Origin of the sequence: Flavobacterium xanthum (genome assembly GCF_900142695.1) — a bacterium.
In the GTDB taxonomy this organism is placed as follows: Bacteria; Bacteroidota; Bacteroidia; order Flavobacteriales; family Flavobacteriaceae; genus Flavobacterium; species Flavobacterium xanthum.
In genome coordinates this window covers 44,737-67,492 of the sequence record NZ_FRBU01000020.1, presented here as the reverse complement: position 1 = coordinate 67,492, position 22,756 = coordinate 44,737, and the positions used below count along the sequence as shown (strand labels likewise).

Here is a 22,756-nt window from a genome sequence, read left to right as displayed (position 1 = left end):
TGATTTTTGGTTTTAAACAGAAAAAATAGTAAGTCAAATTCTTAATAATAATTACAAAAAACATGAATTTAGAAAAAATATTAGCCATTTCAGGGAAACCGGGTTTATATGTATTGCAAGTACAAACGCGAACAGGATTTGTAGCCGAGTCATTAGTTGATGGTAAAAAAATCACAGTAAATTTAAAAAGTAATGTAAGCTTACTGTCGGAAATCTCAATTTATACGTATGAAGGTGAAAAACCATTAGCTGAAATTATGCAGAAAATCGCAGATAAAGAAAGCAAAGGGCAAGCAATTTCACATAAAGAAGATAATGCGAAATTAACTGCGTATTTTAAAGAAATTTTGCCGGATTATGATGAAGAAAGAGTGTATCCATCAGACATCAAGAAAGTTTTAAACTGGTACAATATGCTTCAAGCAAAAGGATTAGTTACAGATGAAGCTCCAGTTGCAGTTGTTACTGAAGAAGTTGCAGCCGTTGCAGAAGAAACTCCTGAAGCTGAGGTGAAAGCTCCTGCTAAAAAAGCAAAAGCTAAAAAAGAGTAATTTTATACTACAATAATATTTAATCCTGTTCAGCTATTTTCTGAACAGGATTTTTTTATTTTTACCAAAAACAATTTCTGATGAATTCAAGACAAACCCAATTGCAAGCTTTCGAGAGATTACTAGATATTATGGATGAATTGCGTGAAAAATGTCCTTGGGACAAAAAGCAAACCATGCAAAGCTTACGTCATTTGACTATTGAAGAAACCTATGAATTAGGCGATGCAATTCTGGATAATGATTTGATCGAAGTCAAAAAAGAATTGGGTGATTTGCTATTGCATATTGTTTTTTATGCTAAAATTGGAAGTGAAACCAATGATTTTGATATAGCCGATGTTTGCAATGAAATTTGTGACAAACTCATTCATCGTCATCCGCATATTTACAGTGATGTTGTAGTAAAAGATGAAGAAGAAGTAAAACAAAATTGGGAAAAACTTAAACTTAAAGAAGGTAAAAAATCTGTTTTAGAAGGTGTTCCAAGAAGTTTACCAGCTTTAGTGAAAGCAAGTAGAATTCAAGATAAAGTAAAAGGTGTGGGGTTTGATTGGGAGGAATCGCATCAGGTTTGGGATAAGGTGCAGGAAGAATTGGAAGAATTGCAAGTTGAGGTTGAAGCAGGTGATCAGGATAAAATTGAAGCCGAATTTGGGGATGTTTTATTTTCGATGATTAACTACGCCCGATTTCTGAATGTAAATCCCGAAGATGCATTGGAACGTACTAATAAAAAATTCATCAAACGCTTTCAATATCTAGAAAGCAAAGCAGGCGAATTAGGAAAACCTCTAATGGACATGACTTTAGCTGAAATGGATATTTTTTGGGAGGAAGCGAAGAAGTTGTAGTATTCAGTGTTCAGTCCCGATACTTCAGGATTAGTGTTCAGTTTTAAATAATTAAATTACCAATGTCAGAAAATAAAACCGAGTTAAAACGTTCTTTAGGATTAATAGATGCCACCAGCTTAGTTGCCGGTTCCATGATAGGATCTGGGATTTTCATTGTTACCTCCGCTATGGCAAGAGATATTGGTTCTGCCGCTTGGTTATTAGTGATTTGGATTGTAACCGGTTTGATTACGGTTGCTGCAGCATTAAGTTATGGTGAATTGGCAGGAATGATGCCTAATGCTGGTGGACAATTTGTGTACATTCAGCGTGCCTATGGAAGGCTAATTTCGTTTCTTTATGGTTGGACTGTTTTTACGGTGATTCAAACGGGTGTTATTGCCGCCATTGCGGTTACTTTTGCGAATTATGCAGCGATTTTTTTCCCTGTATTGGATAATGTTCTTTTTACTGTTGGCACAGGTTTTGTTTTTTCGTACCAAAAAGTTTTGGCCATATTAAGCATTATTTTGCTTACCTACATCAATACTAAAGGAGTTGAAAGCGGAAAAACGGTTCAATTGATATTCACATCTGCAAAATTGATTGCTCTTTTTGCCTTAATAATTTTAGGATTATATGTGGGTTTAAACACGACTATTTTGTCTGATAATTTTGCAAATATGTGGGAAGCAAGTAAAACAGTGGCTAATCCAGATGGAACGATCACAGTAACAAAACTAGCTGGAATGGCACTTTTAGGAGCTGCAGGGGCCACAATTATCAATTCACTTTTCTCGAGTGATGCTTGGAATAACGTAACTTTTATTGCGGGAGAAATAAAAGATCCCAAAAGAAATATTCCTCGTAGTCTCTTTCTAGGAACTTTAATTGTTACGGTTATTTATGTTTTAGCAAACCTGGCATACTTGGCCTTATTACCGCTTCAAGGAATTCCAGCCGCAGAGGATATCAGTAGTAGTGGAATTATGTTTGCTAGTAACGATAGAGTAGGAGCGGCTGCAGCAAGTATGATTATGGGCAACATAGGCGTTTTTGTAATGGCAGCACTCATTATGGTTTCTACTTTTGGCTGTAATAGTGGATTGATTCTCTCGGGAGGACGATTGTTTTTTGCTATGGCAAAAGATGGATTGTTTTTTAAACAAGCCACTGAACTGAATAAAAATCAGGTTCCGGCTAAGGCCTTGTGGGTGCAATGCATTTGGGCTTGTGTATTGTGCGTTTCGGGAAAATTTGGGGATTTACTAACGTATGCTACTTTTGCATCGTTGTTGTTTTATATCCTAACGATTTTGGGTGTTTTTATTCTAAGGGTGAAAGAACCAAATGCCGAAAGACCGTATAAAGCGTTTGGATATCCAGTTGTACCAGCGATTTATATTATAGTGACCTCGGCAATTTGCTTGACTTTATTGATTTATGATACGTTCAATACGGGATTAGGTTTGTGTATTGTAGCGCTTGGAATTCCGGTGTATTATTTTGTAATGAATAAGAAAGAGTAAAGCAGATTGAGTTAATCTGCTAATTTTTTTAGCGCATTGATATCTTTTAAAACAATTTTTTTACCTGTTAATTCGATTAAACCTGATTTTTTAAAATCAGATAATAAACGGATACAGCTTTCAGTAGCAGTGCCAATAATACTAGCCAATTCGTCTCTGGAAAGTTGAACTTTTAGTGATTCATCTTCGTTTTTTCCAAAAGTATCATGTAAATAAAGAAGTGTTTCCGCTAATCTTTCTTTTACGGTTTTCTGTGCTAAATTAACCATGTGGTCATCGGCTTCTTTTAGATCACCACAAATCGTTTTCATGACATTCATAGAAAACTGATTGTTCTGATCAAAGTATCCCATCACGTCAGCCTTTGGAATAAAACAAACGTGCATGTCTTCAAGCGCAACCGCACTTAAATTGACAGGTTCATCACTAATCATGGAGCGCTGACCTAGTAATTCTCCTTTTGTAACTAATTTTACGATATGATCTTTCCCATTTGCACTGAGTTTTATCAGTTTACAAATGCCGTCTTTGATGCAATAAATACCATTTACATTTTCCCCTTCTTCAAATATAACTTCCCCTCTCTTAATAATATGCGATGTTTTGCAATCGGAAAGTTTTAGTAGTTCCTCTTTTGTAAGTGCTTTTAGTGAGCTAAATTCTCTGACAATGCATTGTTCACATTTGCTCATAATAATGATTTTTTGGGTTGTACAAAAGTAAGTCTTTAATATGATAAATGTCATGTTTTAATTAACAATCGTTTAGGTTCTTTGTTCTAGGTAAAATGAGCAAAGTTATGGACACACAAAACTGTTTCCATTGTGGATTAAATATTGTAAAAGCAGAAGAAATAATTTTTGATGAAAAGAAATTTTGTTGCAACGGTTGTAAAACGGTGTACGAGATTTTTAGTCTTAATGATTTGACGTGTTATTATGATTTTGAAAAATCCCCTGGAGCAACCCCGCAAGATATTAATGGTAAATATGATTTTTTAGACAATGAGAGCATTGTATCCAAACTTTTGGAATTCAAAGAGAATTCAACCGCTATTATTTCACTTAACATTCCACATATTCATTGCAGCTCGTGTATTTGGATTTTGGAAAATTTACAGCGTCTTCAAAAAGGAATAAGTTCTTCACAAGTTAATTTTCCTGAAAAGAAGGTTCGAATCACCTACAACCCGGAGGAAGTTTCTATCAAAACTATTGTTTATTTGTTGAGTTCCATTGGATATGAACCTTATATTAGTTTAGAAAATTATGAAACTGGTACTAGTAACGTTGATAGAAGTTTAACTTATAAATTAGGCGTTGCTTTTTTTTGTTTTGGGAATATCATGTTACTTTCCTTTCCAGAATATTTTGAAGTTAAAGAATATTGGCTGGATCAATACCGTGGTTTTTTTAGATGGTTGATTTTTGCTTTGGCGCTCCCTAGTTTCTTTTACTCCGCCAGTGGATATTATGTTTCTGCTTTTAAAAGTATTAGATCTAAAATGCTGAATATCGATATTCCCATTGCTTTAGGAATTGTTGTGATGTTTGTGCGCAGTACGTTTGATATTGTTATGGATTATGGCTCTGGTTTTTTCGACAGCTTAACTGGTTTAATTTTCTTTATGCTTTTGGGAAAAATGTTCCAAATAAAAACATATAGTTTCTTGAGTTTTGAAAGAGATTTTAAATCCTATTTCCCAATCGCAATCACTAAGATTAATTCGGATTCTCTAGAAGAAAGTGTTCCTATTTATGAAGTAGAAAAAGGGGATAGACTTTTAATTAGAAACCAAGAGCTAATTCCAGTTGATGGTATTTTAATTTCAGAAAAAGCGGAAATTGATTATAGTTTTGTCACTGGAGAAGCCATTCCAATAACTAAAAAATCAGGAGATAAAGTATTTGCAGGAGGAAAACAAATAGGGAAAGTCATTGAAATGGAAGTGCTGCATTCAGTTTCTCAAAGTTACTTGACACAATTATGGAGCAATGATGTTTTTCAAAAAAATGTCATACAAAAGCACAAGACCATTACCGATAGAATCTCTCGTTATTTTACTCCAATTCTACTGTTAATTGCCTTTTCAGGATTTGGATATTGGATTTTTATAGATGCAAATATCGCTTTTAATGTTTTTACGGCAGTACTTATTGTTGCGTGTCCCTGCGCATTGGCATTAACGGCGCCTTTTACTTTTGGTAATGTCTTACGGATTTTAGGCAAACAGAAATTTTATCTCAAAAATGCTTTGGTGATTGAACAATTAGCTAAAGTCGATACAATCGTTTTTGATAAAACAGGAACAATTACAACTAATAAAAAATCGAATATTTCGTATGAGGGAGAAATACTTTCCGACGAATACTTGCTACTGATAAAAAACGTGTTGAGAGCTTCAAATCATCCGTTAAGCAGAATGTTATATGATTATTTACCAATTTTAATTTTGCCGAATAAATCAGCAAATGATGCTAAAAAGTGGCGCGTGGATGCTTTTGAAGAAATTACAGGCAAAGGAATGGAAGCTCATATTTTTGGTCACCAAATTCAAATTGGGTCTGCTGCTTTTGTCGAGAAAACCGAAGAAAATAAGTTGCAACAAACGTCAGTTCATATTAAGATTAATGGGGTTTATTGCGGGAAATTTATTTTCAATAATCAGTACAGAGACGGACTCGCCTCTCTTTTTAAGAACTTAAGTGGTAACTACCAAATTAAGGTTTTGTCTGGTGATAATGAAGGTGAACGAGCCACTCTAGAGCAGCTTTTGCCGAAAGGCACGGAATTAATTTTCAATCAAAAACCAGAACAAAAATTAGAATTTATTAAAAATTTGCAAGATAATGGGAATAACGTAATGATGGTGGGCGATGGATTGAATGATGCTGGAGCTCTGGCACAAAGTAACGTAGGGATTTCGATTTCTGAAAACGTGAATGTTTTTTCGCCAGCCTGTGATGCGATTTTGGATGCGAATGAATTTCAAAAATTAAACTATTTTTTGAAGTTATCCAAGAACTCCATAACCACCATCAAAATGAGTTTTACCCTTTCATTATTATACAATGTAGTGGGATTAGCATTTGCTATTACTGGAAACTTATTGCCTTTAGTTGCGGCAATTATAATGCCTTTAAGCACGATAACAATTGTAAGTTTTGTAACGCTCATGAGTAGTTATTATGCAAGTAAAAAATAGAATTAGATAAGTTTTTGAGTTGCGTTTTTACATATTTTTAACAATTATAATGAAGTATGACAAATGTCATATTTTACTCGGAAACGGAAAAGTAACTTTGTTAACACAAATTAAGGTATGAGTGTCATTTATTTATTAATCTCCATCAGTATACTAATCGCCATTGGGTTTTTTATTGCTTTTATTACAGCAGTAAAAACAGGACAATATGACGATGATTATACGCCATCAGTCAGAATGCTATTTGATGATGAGCTGTTAAAATCAACTAAAAAAGAAAATAGAGTTGAAAATAATGAGGAAAAGGAATTGGATATTTGAATCCAAAACTACTGACCTTGAACATTTAAATTAAAATAAAAACCAATTGAATTATGGAAATGCAGCAGTTTTATTATGACAACAAAATTGTAAAAAAATTCATTTATGCCACGATCCTTTTTGGAGTGGTAGGAATGCTAGTTGGGCTTACATTGGCCTTTATGTTTCTTTTTCCTAACATGACCGATGGTATATCGTGGTTAAGTTATGGTCGGTTGAGACCGCTACATACAAATGCTGTTATTTTTGCATTTGTAGGAAATGCTTTTTTTGCTGGAATGTATTATTCTATGCAGCGCTTGCTTAAAGCGAGAATGTTCAGTGATTTTTTGAGTAATGTTCACTTTTGGGGCTGGCAGTTAATTATCGTTGCTGCGGCTATAACACTACCTTTAGGCTATAGTTCTTCAAAGGAGTATGCTGAATTAGAGTGGCCAATAGATATTGCAATCACGCTGATTTGGGTGGTAATGGGAATCAATATGATTGGTACCATGATTAAACGAAGAGAACGCCATTTATATGTTGCGATTTGGTTTTACTTGGCAACATTCGTTACGGTAGCGGTTTTGCATATATTCAATAATTTAGAATTACCAGTTTCTGCATTTAAAAGTTACTCTGTTTATGCAGGTGTTCAAGATGCTTTAGTGCAATGGTGGTACGGACATAATGCAGTTGCCTTTTTCTTGACGACTCCTTTCTTAGGACTGATGTATTATTTTGTTCCAAAAGCGGCTAATCGTCCTGTTTATTCTTATAGATTATCTATTGTTCACTTTTGGTCTTTGATTTTTATTTACATATGGGCTGGACCGCACCACTTATTATATTCTGCTTTGCCTAACTGGGCGCAAAATTTAGGTGTTGCTTTCTCCATAATGTTGCTTGCTCCATCTTGGGGTGGTATGATCAACGGTCTTTTGACGTTAAGAGGTGTTTGGGATAAGGTACGAGTAGATCCTGTTTTAAAATTCTTCGTTGTAGCGATTACAGGTTATGGAATGGCCACTTTTGAAGGACCAATGTTGTCTCTTAAAAATGTTAATGCAATTGCACATTACACGGATTGGATTATTGCTCACGTGCATGTAGGTGCCTTAGCGTGGAATGGATTTATGGCTTTCGGTATGATTTATTGGTTGGTTCCTAGAATGGCCAAAACGAATTTATACTCTTTGAAATTAGCTAACTTTCACTTTTGGATAGGTACTTTAGGAATTATATTGTATACGATTCCAATGTATGTAGCTGGGTTTTTACAAGCTTCAATGTGGAAACAGTTTAACCCAGACGGAACTTTAACTTATGGTAACTTCTTGGAAACTGTCACTCAAATTATGCCAATGTATTGGATGAGAGCGATTGGTGGAACCCTATATTTAACGGGAATGCTTGTTTTAGTCTATAACATTGTTCAAACTTTAAGAGCAGGCTCTAAAATTGAAGATGAATTAGCAGAAGCTCCAGCTTTAATAAGAATTAGCTCTGGAAGAATAAAAGGAGAAAAATTTCATCCTTGGTTAGAAAGAAAACCAATTCAATTGACAATTTTAGCTACAGTAGCAATTTTAATTGGTGGTGTGATTCAAATTGTGCCTACGATTATGGTTAAATCTAATATTCCAACAATTACTAGCGTAAAACCTTATTCTCCTTTAGAACTAGAAGGTCGTGATTTATACATTCGCGAAGGTTGTGTGGGTTGTCACTCTCAATCTGTTCGTCCTTTTAGAAGTGAAGTGGAACGTTATGGACCACAATCTAAAGCAGGTGAGTTTGTTTACGACCATCCATTTTTATGGGGATCTAAACGTACAGGACCAGATTTATTAAGAGTAGGTGGAAAATACAATGACAACTGGCATTTTAACCATTTCTGGAGTCCACAAAGTATTTCTGCAGGTTCAATTATGCCAGGATACAAATGGTTATTTGATAACAAGCCAATGGATATTTCTTTAACTCAAAAGAAAATGCAAGCAATGGTTACACTGGGAGTACCTTATACAGAGGCTCAAGTAGCAAGTGGTTTAGATGATTTGAGAAAACAAGCCGTTTTAATTGAAGAAAACTTGAAAAACGATCCAGACTTTGTTAAAAGTTATGAGGAAAGCAAGAAAAAAGCAGCCGCAAGAGGAGAAAAGTTTGTCCCAATGAATGAAAGAGAAATTGTAGCTCTGATTGCTTACATGCAAAGACTTGGAACAGACATTAAAGTTAAAAATACTGCTAAAAATTAAGAGTCATGTTTGAACAAATAAAACACAATATGGAGACAATCGATGGTGTGTCGATATATCCCATCTTATCATTATTAATTTTTTTCTTCTTCTTTGTAGGATTGGGGATCTGGGTTTTCTCCTACAAGAAAGAAACAATTGATGAATTGAGTGAAATTCCATTGAAAGACAATTAAAAGTATAATTTTTTAAAATTTAAAGAATGAAAAAATTTATTCCAGCATACGTTAGCGTACCCGTTATTTTCTTTGCTGTATTTGGAGCAATCGAATTCTTTGTAGACTCAGGAGATCGACCTGCTTTTATAAAATTTCCAATGGTTGCAGTATTCTTATTCGTGTTTCTTTTCCTTGTTATAGCAATAGAAATTACCATGAGAGCGGTAGATAATATCACTTATCTTTTATTGACAGAGGAAGAAAAAATCAAATTAAATGAAACAAATAATTTGAGCTTCAAGGATAAAGAATGGTATAAAAAATTAATGGAAAAATTGACTAAAACTGCTCCATTAGCTGATGAGGGTCAATTATTACTGGATCATGACTACGATGGTATCAAAGAGTTAGATAATAACCTTCCACCATGGTGGGTCTATTTATTCTATGCTTCAATTGTTTTTGGCGTTGTTTATATGGTTCGATTTGAAATATTAGGAGCTGATAATCAGGAGATGGAACTTAAAAAAGAAATCGCCCAAGCTAAAATTGAAGTTGCAGAGTATATGAAAACTGCTCCAGATATGATGGATGAAAAAACAGTTACTTTGTTAACAGATCCTGCTGATTTAGCGGCAGGAAAAGTAATCTTTACTACTAATTGCGCTGCTTGTCACAGAGCAGATGGTGGAGGGCAAATTGGACCTAACCTAACCGATGATCAATGGATTTTAGGGGGTGGAATAAAAAATGTTTTTCACACTCTTGTAAATGGAGGACGTGATGGAAAAGGAATGATTTCTTGGAAAGGTACTTTGAAACCTAAAGAAATGCAAAAAGTAGCCAGCTATATTCTATCCTTAAAAGGAAGCAATCCTGTTGATCCTAAAGCGCCGGAAGGTGAGGTTTGGGTAGATGAAAATGCAACAGTTGCAGTTAAATAAAAAGTACAAACACACGTTTTTGTTTAACTTAAAAATAGTACGAATTATTTGAACAGTGTTTTAAATAAAAAAAAATGTCAAAATTACCAGATGAAGCTTTTAGAGATACTATTGGAACAATCGACGAAGAGGGCAACCGAAAATTTATTTTTCCCAAAAAACCTTCCGGAAAGTTTTATGATTACAGGAAATGGGTTAGCTATTTTTTACTGATCGTACTTGTTGCAAACCCATTTGTGAAAATCAATGGCAACCAATTCATGATGTTCAATATTTTGGAGCGACGATTTAATATTTTTGGATTTCCTTTTTGGCCACAAGATTTTTATCTTTTTGTTCTTTTCATGATTGTAGGGGTTGTTTTTGTTATCCTATTTACCGTTATTTTTGGGCGAATTTTTTGTGGATGGATTTGTCCGCAGACCATCTTTCTAGAAATGGTTTTTCGCAGAATAGAATATTGGATAGAAGGAGATCGAGGCGCTCAAATCCGTTTAGAAAAACAGGAGTGGAATGCAGAGAAAATCAGAAAGAAAGGCCTTAAATGGACTTTGTTTTTAATTATCTCCTTTTTTATAGCCAACGTATTCCTAGCTTATCTTATCAGTAGCGACAAACTACTACTAATGATCGAAGAAGGGCCTGCAAATCATATTAGTACTCTTGTTTCCTTATTGATTTTTACGGGTGTATTTTACTTTATTTTTGCATGGTTTAGAGAGCAGGTTTGTATCATTGCCTGTCCTTATGGTAGATTGCAAGGTGTTTTGTTAGACGATAAATCGATCAATGTTGCCTATGATTTTGTTCGAGGTGAAAAAGAAGCCGGTAGAGCCAAATTTAACAAGCAAGAAGACAGAGCATCAACTGGAAAAGGAGATTGTATTGATTGCAAACAGTGTGTAAATGTTTGTCCAACCGGAATCGACATTCGTAACGGAACGCAGATGGAATGTGTCAATTGTACCGCCTGTATTGATGAATGCGATACAATTATGGAAAATGTGGGTTTGCCCAAAGGACTTATTCGTTATGCCTCTGAAGAAGAAATTGAGAAAAACGCAAAGTTCAAGTTTACTCCAAGAATGAAAGGCTACTCAGCGGTGCTGTTTATTTTGACGGGTATCTTAATTGGACTTTTGTTCTTACGTACTGATGTAGAGGCGACGATCTTAAGATTACCAGGACAATTGTTTCAACACAAAGGAGATAACATTAGTAATATTTATACTTTTAAAATTATAAATAAAACTAACAATGATTTTGATGACATTCATTTTAAATTAGTGGGTATAAAAGGAACTTTAAAAGTAGTTGGAAAACAAGCTTTAAAAGTACCTAAACAAGGAATGAGCGGTGGAACCTTGTTTATTGAAATCAATAACAACGTTTTAGACAGTGATAAAACAAAGCTGAAGATTGAAGTCTACAACGGAAAGGAAAAAATCGAAACCAGTACAACTAGCTTTTTAAGTCCACGAAGTTTTGACTGATGTCAAACGAGTTGAAATTTATAAATAGAATAGTATGAAAATTAATTGGGGAACAGCAATAGTCATTGCTTTTGGGTTGTTTATAACCTTCATTTTGTATTTTGTTTTTATGGTTCAGTCGGATTCTAAATACGATAATGATCTAGTAGTGGAGGAATATTATAAACATGATGCTCGTTTTGGCGAGGAAATGGAACGGGTTCAAAATGCCGAGGATTTACAAGAAAAGCCAATAATATCGGCTGGAGCATCTGGAATTACAATTGTTTTTCCAACGGTATTTGTTCCAATAAATATTAAAGGAAAAGTGTCCCTTTATAGACCGTCTAACAAAAAATTAGATTTTGAGATTCCAATTTCATTATCTGATGCTACTACTTTGCTCATACCTAAAAAAAGTTTGGCAGGCGGTCGCTGGGACATTAATATGGAATGGCAATATGAGGGGAAATCTTATTTGTCTAAAGAAACAATTTACATCAATTAGTCAAGCAGGTTTAATCTTTTAAGTTTACAGTACACCTTAAGACTTTCGACTTCTGGACATAAAGCTACAAAAATGCTTTACTCTGCCTTCATTTTCGGTTTAATAAGTAGTTTTCATTGCATTGGCATGTGTGGACCTATTGCTATGATGTTGCCCGTAGATCGCACTAATCAGACCAAGAAAGCAATTCAAATCATCACGTATCATCTAGGAAGATTAACGGCTTACGGTACCATTGGATTTGTTTTTGGACTGCTGGGGAAAGGATTTCTATTGGCTGGTTTGCAGCAGAATTTATCGATATTTATTGGCGTAGCCATGATTAGTATTGTTTTAATTCCAGACAAAATTTTTGCGAAGTACAACTTTTCAAAACCGGTTTTTAAATTAATTTCTAAAATCAAAACTGCATTAGGAAGTCAGTTTAGAAATAAGAGTTTTAAATCATTATTTACTATCGGTCTATTAAATGGATTTTTGCCTTGCGGAATGGTTTATGTCGCCTTATTTGGTGCTATTGCTATGCAAAGTGAAAGCTTGGGTGTTTTATACATGATTTTATTTGGATTAGGAACTGTTCCCTTGATGAGCAGCGTGGTATATATCAACTCTTTTATAACCTTGCCTATTCGCAACAGAATCCAAAAAACGATTCCTTATGTGGCTGTGGCTATTGGCTGTTTATTTATTTTGAGAGGATTGGGATTGGGGATTCCTTATATTTCCCCATCTAATATGAGCTTGTTTATTCAAGCTGATCCAAATTGTCACTAACCTTTTCGCAATTTTTCATATAAAAAGCACGCTGAATGGCGTGCTTTTTATATGAAAAAGGTTAAAAATTATATGGTCATCGAAAATAATTCTGTTTCCGGCGCTTTTCTTTTCAATCGCAAATCAAATGCCATACAGATATTGCGAACATAAGGTTTTCCATTTTCTGTGACCTCGATGCTGTTTTTAGTAGTAATCAATAAGCCATCGCTTTCCATTTCTTTTAACTGATTTACTATTTCGGGGATTTCATTAAAATAGCCTTCCGTATCATTCCAAGACGTTTTAAATTGGCACATCAAATTCAAAATATGTTTTCGTATGATGAGGTCTTCTGTGGTCAATACGTGTCCTCTAAAAACGGGTAATTTATCCCATTCTAATATTTGATAATAATCTTCTAGATTTTTTACATTTTGAGCAAAACTATACCAACTATCACTAATTGCGGAAACACCTAAGCCAAGCATCAACTTCGTTTTAGAGGAACTGTATCCCATAAAATTACGGTGTAGTGTGCCCTTTTGAAATGCTTCATACAAACTGTCTGTTTCTAAGGCAAAATGATCCATTCCAATTTCATGATAGCCATTTTCGAAAAGTAATTTTTTGCCAGTTTCATATAACTTTCTTTTTTTGTCGTCTTGTGGAATGTCCTCGTCTTTAAATCCGCGTTGTCCATTTCCTTTAATCCAAGGAACATGAGCATAACTATAAAATGCCAACCGATCTGGCTGTAATGATTTAGTTTTCTCAATGGTATCAACAATATCTTCGACTTCCTGAAATGGCAAACCAAAAATAATATCGTGACCAATAGAAGTATACCCAATTTCTCTAGCCCAAAACGTCACTTTTGCCACATTATGAAAGGGCTGTTCTCTATGAATTGCTTTTTGAACTTTTACGGAGTAATCCTGTACGCCAAAACTCACTCTTCTAAACCCTAAATCATACAGCTTTTGCAAATGTTCATGAGAGGTATTGTTAGGATGTCCTTCAAAACTAAATTCATGATTTGGCGCTTTCGTGGCATAGGAGAAAATACCGTTTATTAGGTCTTCTAAGTTTTTAGTTGAGAAAAAAGTAGGAGTACCACCGCCTAAATGAATTTCTTTTATACTTGGTTTTTCTCCAAGGATTTTACAATAGATGGCCCATTCTTTCAATACTGCTTCGATGTAAGGATGTTCTACGCTATGATTTTTTGTGATGCGCTTGTTGCACCCACAAAATGTGCATAAACTTTCGCAAAAAGGCAAATGAATATAAAGACTGATGCCTTCTGGTCCATTACTTTCTATGAATGATTTTTTTAGAGTTGTTGTCCAAACTTCGTATGAAAAATCAACTTCATCCCAATAGGGTACGGTAGGATAACTGGTGTATCGAGGTCCGGGAACATTGTATTTTTGAATTAAAGAATTTTTCATAGCAGCGTCATTTAATATTTATCAAAAGTAAAACGACTGCACAACTATTAAAATGATAATTATCATAAAGCGATAAGCTAGAACAAAAAAAAGAGGCTGTCTATAATGAACAGCCTCAAGTTTTTTATACGTGAAAAAATATAATTACTCGATTTTCAAGTTTCGCAATTGTTTTAGTTTCTCTTTCCACACATCAAGACTTTCTTTGTGAATAGCAATGTTTTTGCGAACTTCTAACACAATAGAATTTTCTTTTTTAGCATTGCGAGTATTGGTAAAAAACTGAATGTTGTTTTCCAATTGGAAAATTTCATTCTGAACTTCATCAATTTTGCGCATCAAGAAAATCTTTTCATTATCCAGCTTACGTGTATCATGACTTTCAGATAAATGATCCATTCTATTGGCAAAACGCATCATATCTGTGTCTTTTTTACTCAAACTCAATTTTTCAAACAGAGCATCCAGAATTTTATTGAATTTCCCCTCAATATGTCTTCTTGGGAAAGGGACTTTTCCAAAGTTTTTCCAAGTTTCGATATGCAATTTAATAGCGTCTAAATCAGTTTTATGATCTCCACTCAATTGGAATTCTCTCAACGTTTCTAAATAGGCTTTTTTGTTATCAAAAGCTTCTACCTCTTCGCTATTTTCTTCGTTTTTTTGTTCTTTTAACTTTTCAAAATAATGATTACAAGCGTCTTTGAATTCCTTCCAGATTTTATCTGAATATTTTCTTGGCACATGTCCAATCTGTTTCCACTCCTCTTGAATTTGCTTCATGATAGGGGTAGTAGCAGCAAAATCTAGGCTTTCTTGTAATTCTTTAGCCTTGAGGACCAAAGCAGTTTTTAGGCTTAAATTATCGTTTTGATCTTTTTTAATGTCTTTGTAAAACGAATTTTTAAACGAATTGAAATTTCTAACGGCAGTTTTAAAACTAGCCCAAGTTTCTTCGTTTACATCCGAAGGAACTTTTCCAGCAGAGAAGAAAGCGGTGCGTAATGCCTCTACTTTTTCAATTTGTGCCAACCATTGCGAGTGTGCATTGACTTTTTCAGTCGCCAAAACTTCAATTTTAGCAATAATCTCTTTTTTCTTTTCTAGATTTTCAAGTTCGGTACCTCTTTGATTTTCAAATAACACTTCGCGTTTGTCATGCATTTGCTTAGTTAAATCACTGAACTTGTTCCATATTTCATCGCGGTGTTCTCTCGAAACCGGTCCAATGTCTTCTTTCCAAATCCTGTGCAAGTCTTGTAATTCTCTAAAAGCCTTGTTAATATCAGCTTCATTTACTAACTCCTCCACTCGGGCCACAATTTTTTGCTTTTGCTCTAAATTGTGCTTGAAATCTAAGTCTCGAGCCTCTCGGTCCAGGTGTAAATAATCGTAGAAATTTTCCACATGAAAATGGAAATTGTTCCATACGTGGTTGTATTTGTCTTTAGGAATTGGACCAGCATTTTTCCATCGTTCTCTTAAATCATTAAAATGTTTCAAGGTGTCTTTGATGTTCTCTTGCGGATTAATTAGCTCTTTTAGTTCTTCAACAATAGCCAATCGATTCTCTAAATTTGTTTTTAGGTTGGTTTGTAAACTCTTGAAATGAGTATTTTTAGTATCTCTAAATTGAGAGTAGAACTTGTCAAATTGAGTTTTTAAAGGCGAGTGATATTGAAAATCTTCAGTAGGATCTTGGTTTTCAGCAAGAAATTCCTCTTTCTTCTCTTCTACAAGGTGGTTGTATTTTGCTAAGAATGCTTTTTTTACTTCTTCTATGTGATCCTTAAAAGACATCACTTTTTCATTGGAAACTAAATTTTTCAATTCCTCAACAAGTTGTTCTAATGATAAAGTATCATAATCTTGCATAGAAATTTCATGACGATCTTTAAGCGTCTCGTCTTCACTTTCTTCTGCGTTTGTGTCAGCAATGGCGTCCAGAGCCATCTGGTTTTTAGTGTCCATAGCAGTATCAGTGGGGGAGGCCTCAGCAGGAACAACTACGTTATCTTCGGCTGGCATATCACTTGGTTCTGTTTCAGGTGTTGCTTCAAGGTGTTCCTTTTGGAATTGATCGGATGCCGTAGCATTGTTTTCTAAGTTTCCATCTGCTTCGTTTTCCTGACGAGACAGGTTATCATTCTTTTCTTCTAACATTTTTTCAATGTATAAGGTTTGTATTTATATCTATTGCGAAAGATACTAAAGCAGTATCAAAGTACAAAATAAAACCATTATTAATAGTCGTTTTATATTTAAAAATGTTTTCATTTGGAGCCATTTCCTGCTGTTCGCTGTATCTTTTTGTTAGCAAAAAAGCAAACTAAAAAGGATGCCGCTGCCATCAGGGCTAGGGTTTAACGGTGTGATGAAGGTTTTGTTTAAAATTATCAAAACAAATTATGTATCGTGAGACGGGATCTAGTTGTGAATTGCTTTCAAAATTGTATTTTAGCTTATAATTCCCAACAGTAGCCAGAAGTTCAAATGTAGATATTGAGTTGTGAATTGCTTTCAAAATTGTATTTTAGCTTATAATTCCCAACTATGAGGCATTGCTAGAACTTGGCTTTGAAGTTGTGAATTGCTTTCAAAATTGTATTTTAGCTTATAATTCCCAACGGCAACGATCAACTTCTACAAGTTGCCCGGGTTGTGAATTGCTTTCAAAATTGTATTTTAGCTTATAATTCCCAACGCTTTACACAAGTGGATTAACGACATGAATGTTGTGAATTGCTTTCAAAATTGTATTTTAGCTTATAATTCCCAACGATACAACTATTGCCATGTGGACGTTCTTTGTTGTGAATTGCTTTCAAAATTGTATTTTAGCTTATAATTCCCAACTTAAATTTGATTTAACCGCTTGCGAACTTGGTTGTGAATTGCTTTCAAAATTGTATTTTAGCTTATAATTCCCAACAAACGGCGCAAGAAAAAAGAAATTCAGAAGGTTGTGAATTGCTTTCAAAATTGTATTTTAGCTTATAATTCCCAACGCTGAAGCTGTGTAAATGAAGCCCGACTCAGTTGTGAATTGCTTTCAAAATTGTATTTTAGCTTATAATTCCCAACCCCACCAGCGCGGTCAGGCGCTTGAGTTCGGTTGTGAATTGCTTTCAAAATTGTATTTTAGCTTATAATTCCCAACTTTTGAGTAATTTTTGTTCCGCATAAACTAGTTGTGAATTGCTTTCAAAATTGTATTTTAGCTTATAATTCCCAACTGTTGCAAGATTTTAAAGAAAAAGGATATGGTTGTGAATTGCTTTCAAAATTGTATTTTAGCTTATAATTCCCAACTTAACATAGCAACAGGCTTAGGCGCGCGTTGTTGTGAATTGCTTTCAAAATTGTATTTTAGCTTATAATTCCCAACATAGAATTATAGCGGAAAACACTAACCTCAGTTGTGAATTGCTTTCAAAATTGTATTTTAGCTTATAATTCCCAACGAAAGAAATATATGTTTCTTACTGCATTTGGTTGTGAATTGCTTTCAAAATTGTATTTTAGCTTATAATTCCCAACCTCCGTTAACCGCCTCAGGCTGCGCAACTAGTTGTGAATTGCTTTCAAAATTGTATTTTAGCTTATAATTCCCAACGGCTTCTACGTCTTGCTTGCAATATTCTTGTTGTGAATTGCTTTCAAAATTGTATTTTAGCTTATAATTCCCAACAAGTACTATTTTCGTTCGGGAAATCTACGGTTGTGAATTGCTTTCAAAATTGTATTTTAGCTTATAATTCCCAACAGGTAGAACGGAATACATGAGTAACCCGCAGTTGTGAATTGCTTTCAAAATTGTATTTTAGCTTATAATTCCCAACCGTCAAGTGTCAAGGCTGTCATAAGCTTCAGTTGTGAATTGCTTTCAAAATTGTATTTTAGCTTATAATTCCCAACAAGTCATACGCTTCGAGAGCTCCTGCGCCGTTGTGAATTGCTTTCAAAATTGTATTTTAGCTTATAATTCCCAACGCGGTTTACCGTTAAGTCTTGACGGCGCTAGTTGTGAATTGCTTTCAAAATTGTATTTTAGCTTATAATTCCCAACCGACAAGATAAAAGAAGGCTACAAAACTAAGTTGTGAATTGCTTTCAAAATTGTATTTTAGCTTATAATTCCCAACCGCAGGCCAAAGAGGCGCAAGACAAGAGTAGTTGTGAATTGCTTTCAAAATTGTATTTTAGCTTATAATTCCCAACCGACAAGATAAAAGAAGGCTACAAAACTAAGTTGTGAATTGCTTTCAAAATTGTATTTTAGCTTATAATTCCCAACAAGAAACTTATTATGTTACAGAAATGTTTTGTTGTGAATTGCTTTCAAAATTGTATTTTAGCTTATAATTCCCAACAAGATGTTGTAAAGGCCATTGCTGAAATAGTTGTGAATTGCTTTCAAAATTGTATTTTAGCTTATAATTCCCAACTATTGGAAAACATTGCCAAAGGCACTAGAGGTTGTGAATTGCTTTCAAAATTGTATTTTAGCTTATAATTCCCAACCCCGCCATAGTTCAAATGTGGGGCGATATGTTGTGAATTGCTTTCAAAATTGTATTTTAGCTTATAATTCCCAACCTTTTACCCGTACAACTTTGAAAATATGAGTTGTGAATTGCTTTCAAAATTGTATTTTAGCTTATAATTCCCAACTTTGCAAAGGCACGGAAGACGAGCGCGTGAGTTGTGAATTGCTTTCAAAATTGTATTTTAGCTTATAATTCCCAACACTATATTTTTTATGGTAGTACCTACACTTGTTGTGAATTGCTTTCAAAATTGTATTTTAGCTTATAATTCCCAACTTTTAAAGGAAGAAGAAGATGATCTTAAAAGTTGTGAATTGCTTTCAAAATTGTATTTTAGCTTATAATTCCCAACGTTCCGATCAACTAATACTTCGCCTTTAAGTTGTGAATTGCTTTCAAAATTGTATTTTAGCTTATAATTCCCAACTTAACGATGTATTATTAGGATCAGTAAATTAGTTGTGAATTGCTTTCAAAATTGTATTTTAGCTTATAATTCCCAACGATAAAAGTATGTGCCGTCTGGATAGCTGCGTTGTGAATTGCTTTCAAAATTGTATTTTAGCTTATAATTCCCAACAGCGCAAGGGAATGATAGAGGAGTTCTTGGTTGTGAATTGCTTTCAAAATTGTATTTTAGCTTATAATTCCCAACTTATCGAAATGGCTGAGCTGGCAGGCTTGCGTTGTGAATTGCTTTCAAAATTGTATTTTAGCTTATAATTCCCAACAGATGAGCGCGTGATAAGAGCCCTTGACAGTTGTGAATTGCTTTCAAAATTGTATTTTAGCTTATAATTCCCAACTGGATAGCAGAAATAAATCTAGCTCCTTTGTTGTGAATTGCTTTCAAAATTGTATTTTAGCTTATAATTCCCAACAGATGAGCGCGTGATAAGAGCCCTTGACAGTTGTGAATTGCTTTCAAAATTGTATTTTAGCTTATAATTCCCAACTGGATAGCAGAAATAAATCTAGCTCCTTTGTTGTGAATTGCTTTCAAAATTGTATTTTAGCTTATAATTCCCAACAGATGAGCGCGTGATAAGAGCCCTTGACAGTTGTGAATTGCTTTCAAAATTGTATTTTAGCTTATAATTCCCAACTTAGGTAAGATTGCGTCTTCGTGTTTTTTTGTTGTGAATTGCTTTCAAAATTGTATTTTAGCTTATAATTCCCAACGATAGCAGGTGGTAAAGTTGTGAGCGTTGGTTGTGAATTGCTTTCAAAATTGTATTTTAGCTTATAATTCCCAACATGATAGACTTACAAAAAATAATAGACGCTGTTGTGAATTGCTTTCAAAATTGTATTTTAGCTTATAATTCCCAACGAGTATCTAAATACACTGGAGTGCGTCAGGGTTGTGAATTGCTTTCAAAATTGTATTTTAGCTTATAATTCCCAACTCAAACTCCTGATTTATCATTTGATAATGTGTTGTGAATTGCTTTCAAAATTGTATTTTAGCTTATAATTCCCAACTTGTCCTGCATAGCAAATTCTTGCATTTCTGTTGTGAATTGCTTTCAAAATTGTATTTTAGCTTATAATTCCCAACTTTACGCTTTGCGATCCACGCTAACCGCCAGTTGTGAATTGCTTTCAAAATTGTATTTTAGCTTATAATTCCCAACCTGATTTAGATTGACTATTTGATGACGTATGTTGTGAATTGCTTTCAAAATTGTATTTTAGCTTATAATTCCCAACTGAAGTCAACTTTTTCAATATACTCCTCAGGTTGTGAATTGCTTTCAAAATTGTATTTTAGCTTATAATTCCCAACTGTTATTATATTCGAATATTGCTTTGGCGGGTTGTGAATTGCTTTCAAAATTGTATTTTAGCTTATAATTCCCAACCAACAAATGGGGTAAGACTTCGATACGATAGTTGTGAATTGCTTTCAAAATTGTATTTTAGCTTATAATTCCCAACAAAATAATGGGAGACACCGATCCGATTTAGTTGTGAATTGCTTTCAAAATTGTATTTTAGCTTATAATTCCCAACTCAAAGTTTACTATCCCGTCCAGTATAACGGTTGTGAATTGCTTTCAAAATTGTATTTTAGCTTATAATTCCCAACTCAACAAATGGGGCAAGACTTCGATACGATGTTGTGAATTGCTTTCAAAATTGTATTTTAGCTTATAATTCCCAACTTCTTCTTCCCGACTCTGGGTCAGGCCTTAGTTGTGAATTGCTTTCAAAATTGTATTTTAGCTTATAATTCCCAACGCGGATGAATCAGACGTTAATTTTGCGACAGTTGTGAATTGCTTTCAAAATTGTATTTTAGCTTATAATTCCCAACCTAATCTATTCATCGATAGGGGTTTACGCTGTTGTGAATTGCTTTCAAAATTGTATTTTAGCTTATAATTCCCAACCAAGAAGGGATTACAGCTACTGAGCTATTTGTTGTGAATTGCTTTCAAAATTGTATTTTAGCTTATAATTCCCAACAGTACGCCGATGCGCAAAAAGCGAGAGCTGGTTGTGAATTGCTTTCAAAATTGTATTTTAGCTTATAATTCCCAACTTGCGGGGCTACCGGATAGGTTAGTACTTTGTTGTGAATTGCTTTCAAAATTGTATTTTAGCTTATAATTCCCAACCAATTTTATTGACAGCTCAAACTCCGTTTGGTTGTGAATTGCTTTCAAAATTGTATTTTAGCTTATAATTCCCAACCGTTCAATCAGTCTATTAAATTCGTTAGTTGTTGTGAATTGCTTTCAAAATTGTATTTTAGCTTATAATTCCCAACAGCGTCTTAAAGTAGCCCGCCCATTTCTTAGTTGTGAATTGCTTTCAAAATTGTATTTTAGCTTATAATTCCCAACATACCGCGATTCAAGTGTTTGATATGTTGAGAGTTATGAGTTTATTTTGAAATCGAAAAGGAGTGCTGCTTCTTTCTTGCAGTACAGGGAGTTAGTCATTTTTCTAATCCTGATGCTTTAAAACAACTCTAATTGTTGGGATGGTTTGTCAGTTTCGACTTGTTTTTTACCATAAAAAAGTTCCATCATCCCAAATTGTTTATCAGTTATTTGCATGACACCAATTTTTCCGTGTTCGGGGAGATTCTTTTTTATTCTTTTGGTATGGACTTCAGCATTTTCTCTACTGGCACAAAAACGCATATAGATTGAAAATTGAAACATAGAGAAGCCATCGTCTAATAATTTCTTGCGAAATGAACTAGCAATTTTACGCTCTTTGCGTGTTTCAGTTGGCAAATCAAAAAATACTAATATCCACAAACTTCTATATTGATTTAAACGGGTGTAATGTTCGTCATACATAAATAGGGTATAAAATTTTCCTTGCGGTTCCTTCAAAACATTCGTGTAAGGAATGTGTAGTTCTACTCATCGCTACCATCAAGGGACTGTTTTTTCCATCTATGAACACATCGATTGTTGTAATACCTAACAATTGTTTTTTAATTTCAATAGTCAATTCATCATAAGAATCCTCGGTTTCCATAATATGACAAACAATTAAGTCCACATAAGGGCGATACGGCTCCATAATATCATCAGCCAAACAATAGGCATTGTATTTATTCCGATGAAAAATGCCTAAAGTGGGCAACATTCCAGAACTAACAATCGCTCTTGCTGTAATCGCTCGGAGGATGGCATAACCATAATTCAATAAATTATTCGGCGGCATTCCTTTTTGCCCTCGTGTAAAATTTTCTAGCGGGATGAGGTTTTGCCAGTAAAAAACTGCTGCTCTCGATTCGTGGTTGAGCGCGTCACCTGAGGTAACTTCTTTTGCCCAAAGTTCCATTTTACGGCACGCAATTCCTTTTTCTTTGAGCAATCCGGCTTGGTTCATAATTTTGGCACTAATGGTTTGCTGCCACAAATTCTTTTTCAGCGGAACAGAAGCATTGATTTGATATTTAAATCGTTCCGACTGTTCTGTATGGCCGCTCAAAGGCATCAACAAACCAATAGGTAAATGGTATTGATCACAATTGATTAAGGCAACATTGTTGTTGATTAGTTTTTCCAGCAAACCATTGGTAATTGTGATTTGCTGATTTTCTAAAACTATAACCCCAATATCTTCAATGGCCACGGTTTTGGTTTCTTGTTCCTTGTCTGGGTAAGAAATGACGATTTGCTCATTTTTGGTACTCAAATAAGCGGGGTTGCCAAAGAAAAGGGTTCGTTTTATCATTTTATAAATTTTAAAAATGTTTTATA

The 22,756-nt window shown here is 34.3% G+C and carries 16 protein-coding genes and 1 CRISPR repeat array; of the genes, 11 read left to right on the top strand and 5 right to left on the bottom strand.

The window, feature by feature from the left end:
* Positions 1-62: 62 nt before the first annotated feature.
* The 3 genes from BUC11_RS09925 (at position 63) to BUC11_RS09915 (ending at position 2,916) form a co-directional block, all read left to right on the top strand.
* Positions 63-551, top strand: a complete 489-nt coding sequence (locus BUC11_RS09925; protein WP_073353737.1) for a DUF5606 family protein — start codon at positions 63-65, stop codon at positions 549-551.
* Between the two features lie 80 nt (positions 552-631).
* Positions 632-1,405, top strand: coding sequence for a nucleoside triphosphate pyrophosphohydrolase (gene mazG / locus BUC11_RS09920; RefSeq protein WP_073353734.1), 774 nt, complete (start codon positions 632-634; stop codon positions 1,403-1,405).
* A 62-nt stretch (positions 1,406-1,467) separates the two neighbouring features.
* Positions 1,468-2,916 (top strand): APC family permease, encoded by a 1,449-nt coding sequence (locus tag BUC11_RS09915; protein WP_073353733.1) that lies wholly within the window; start codon positions 1,468-1,470, stop codon positions 2,914-2,916.
* An 11-nt stretch (positions 2,917-2,927) separates the two neighbouring features.
* Here BUC11_RS09915 and BUC11_RS09910 read toward each other — a convergent pair whose 3' ends face one another.
* Positions 2,928-3,608: a Crp/Fnr family transcriptional regulator gene (locus tag BUC11_RS09910; RefSeq protein WP_073353731.1), complete on the bottom strand. Its 681-nt coding sequence runs from the start codon at positions 3,606-3,608 to the stop codon at positions 2,928-2,930.
* Positions 3,609-3,715: 107 nt separating this feature from the next.
* Between BUC11_RS09910 and BUC11_RS09905 the strand changes: the two genes are divergently transcribed.
* The 8 genes from BUC11_RS09905 to BUC11_RS09870 all read left to right on the top strand — a co-directional run bounded on the left by BUC11_RS09905 (position 3,716) and on the right by BUC11_RS09870 (position 12,541).
* On the top strand, positions 3,716-6,121 hold the full coding sequence (locus BUC11_RS09905) for a heavy metal translocating P-type ATPase (RefSeq protein ID WP_073353764.1): 2,406 nt from the start codon (positions 3,716-3,718) through the stop codon (positions 6,119-6,121).
* Between the two features lie 117 nt (positions 6,122-6,238).
* Positions 6,239-6,442, top strand: coding sequence for a cbb3-type cytochrome oxidase assembly protein CcoS (gene ccoS, locus BUC11_RS09900; RefSeq protein ID WP_073353730.1), 204 nt, complete (start codon positions 6,239-6,241; stop codon positions 6,440-6,442).
* A 53-nt stretch (positions 6,443-6,495) separates the two neighbouring features.
* Positions 6,496-8,685: a cytochrome-c oxidase, cbb3-type subunit I gene (gene ccoN / locus BUC11_RS09895; protein WP_073353728.1), complete on the top strand. Its 2,190-nt coding sequence runs from the start codon at positions 6,496-6,498 to the stop codon at positions 8,683-8,685.
* Positions 8,686-8,690: 5 nt separating this feature from the next.
* Positions 8,691-8,861: a CcoQ/FixQ family Cbb3-type cytochrome c oxidase assembly chaperone gene (locus BUC11_RS09890; RefSeq protein WP_072675714.1), complete on the top strand. Its 171-nt coding sequence runs from the start codon at positions 8,691-8,693 to the stop codon at positions 8,859-8,861.
* Positions 8,862-8,887: 26 nt separating this feature from the next.
* Positions 8,888-9,787: a cbb3-type cytochrome c oxidase N-terminal domain-containing protein gene (locus BUC11_RS09885; RefSeq protein WP_073353727.1), complete on the top strand. Its 900-nt coding sequence runs from the start codon at positions 8,888-8,890 to the stop codon at positions 9,785-9,787.
* Between the two features lie 74 nt (positions 9,788-9,861).
* The gene (gene ccoG / locus BUC11_RS09880; RefSeq protein WP_073353725.1) at positions 9,862-11,280 is read left to right on the top strand and encodes a cytochrome c oxidase accessory protein CcoG; all 1,419 of its coding nucleotides are present in this window, start codon (positions 9,862-9,864) and stop codon (positions 11,278-11,280) included.
* 34 nt (positions 11,281-11,314) lie between these two features.
* Entirely contained in the window at positions 11,315-11,767 is a 453-nt protein-coding gene (locus BUC11_RS09875) for a FixH family protein (RefSeq protein WP_073353724.1), read from the top strand.
* 72 nt (positions 11,768-11,839) lie between these two features.
* Positions 11,840-12,541 (top strand): sulfite exporter TauE/SafE family protein, encoded by a 702-nt coding sequence (locus tag BUC11_RS09870; protein ID WP_073353722.1) that lies wholly within the window; start codon positions 11,840-11,842, stop codon positions 12,539-12,541.
* 68 nt (positions 12,542-12,609) lie between these two features.
* Here BUC11_RS09870 and hemN read toward each other — a convergent pair whose 3' ends face one another.
* The 4 genes from hemN to cas1 form a co-directional block, all read right to left on the bottom strand.
* Complete coding sequence (gene hemN / locus BUC11_RS09865) at positions 12,610-13,974, bottom strand: oxygen-independent coproporphyrinogen III oxidase (RefSeq protein WP_073353720.1); 1,365 nt, start codon at positions 13,972-13,974, stop codon at positions 12,610-12,612.
* A gap of 144 nt (positions 13,975-14,118) precedes the next feature.
* Positions 14,119-16,137 carry a DUF349 domain-containing protein gene (locus BUC11_RS09860; RefSeq protein WP_073353719.1) on the bottom strand — a complete coding sequence of 673 codons (2,019 nt, stop codon included), beginning with the start codon at positions 16,135-16,137 and terminating at the stop codon, positions 14,119-14,121.
* Positions 16,138-16,404: 267 nt separating this feature from the next.
* Positions 16,405-21,376: a CRISPR direct-repeat array (repeat unit 46 nt; unit sequence GTTGTGAATTGCTTTCAAAATTGTATTTTAGCTTATAATTCCCAAC).
* A 117-nt stretch (positions 21,377-21,493) separates the two neighbouring features.
* Positions 21,494-21,841, bottom strand: coding sequence for a CRISPR-associated endonuclease Cas2 (cas2, locus tag BUC11_RS09855; protein ID WP_073353717.1), 348 nt, complete (start codon positions 21,839-21,841; stop codon positions 21,494-21,496).
* Positions 21,834-22,730, bottom strand: coding sequence for a type II CRISPR-associated endonuclease Cas1 (gene cas1 / locus BUC11_RS09850; protein ID WP_073353716.1), 897 nt, complete (start codon positions 22,728-22,730; stop codon positions 21,834-21,836). The genes cas2 and cas1 overlap by 8 nt, the downstream gene beginning before the upstream one ends.
* Positions 22,731-22,756: the final 26 nt, after the last annotated feature.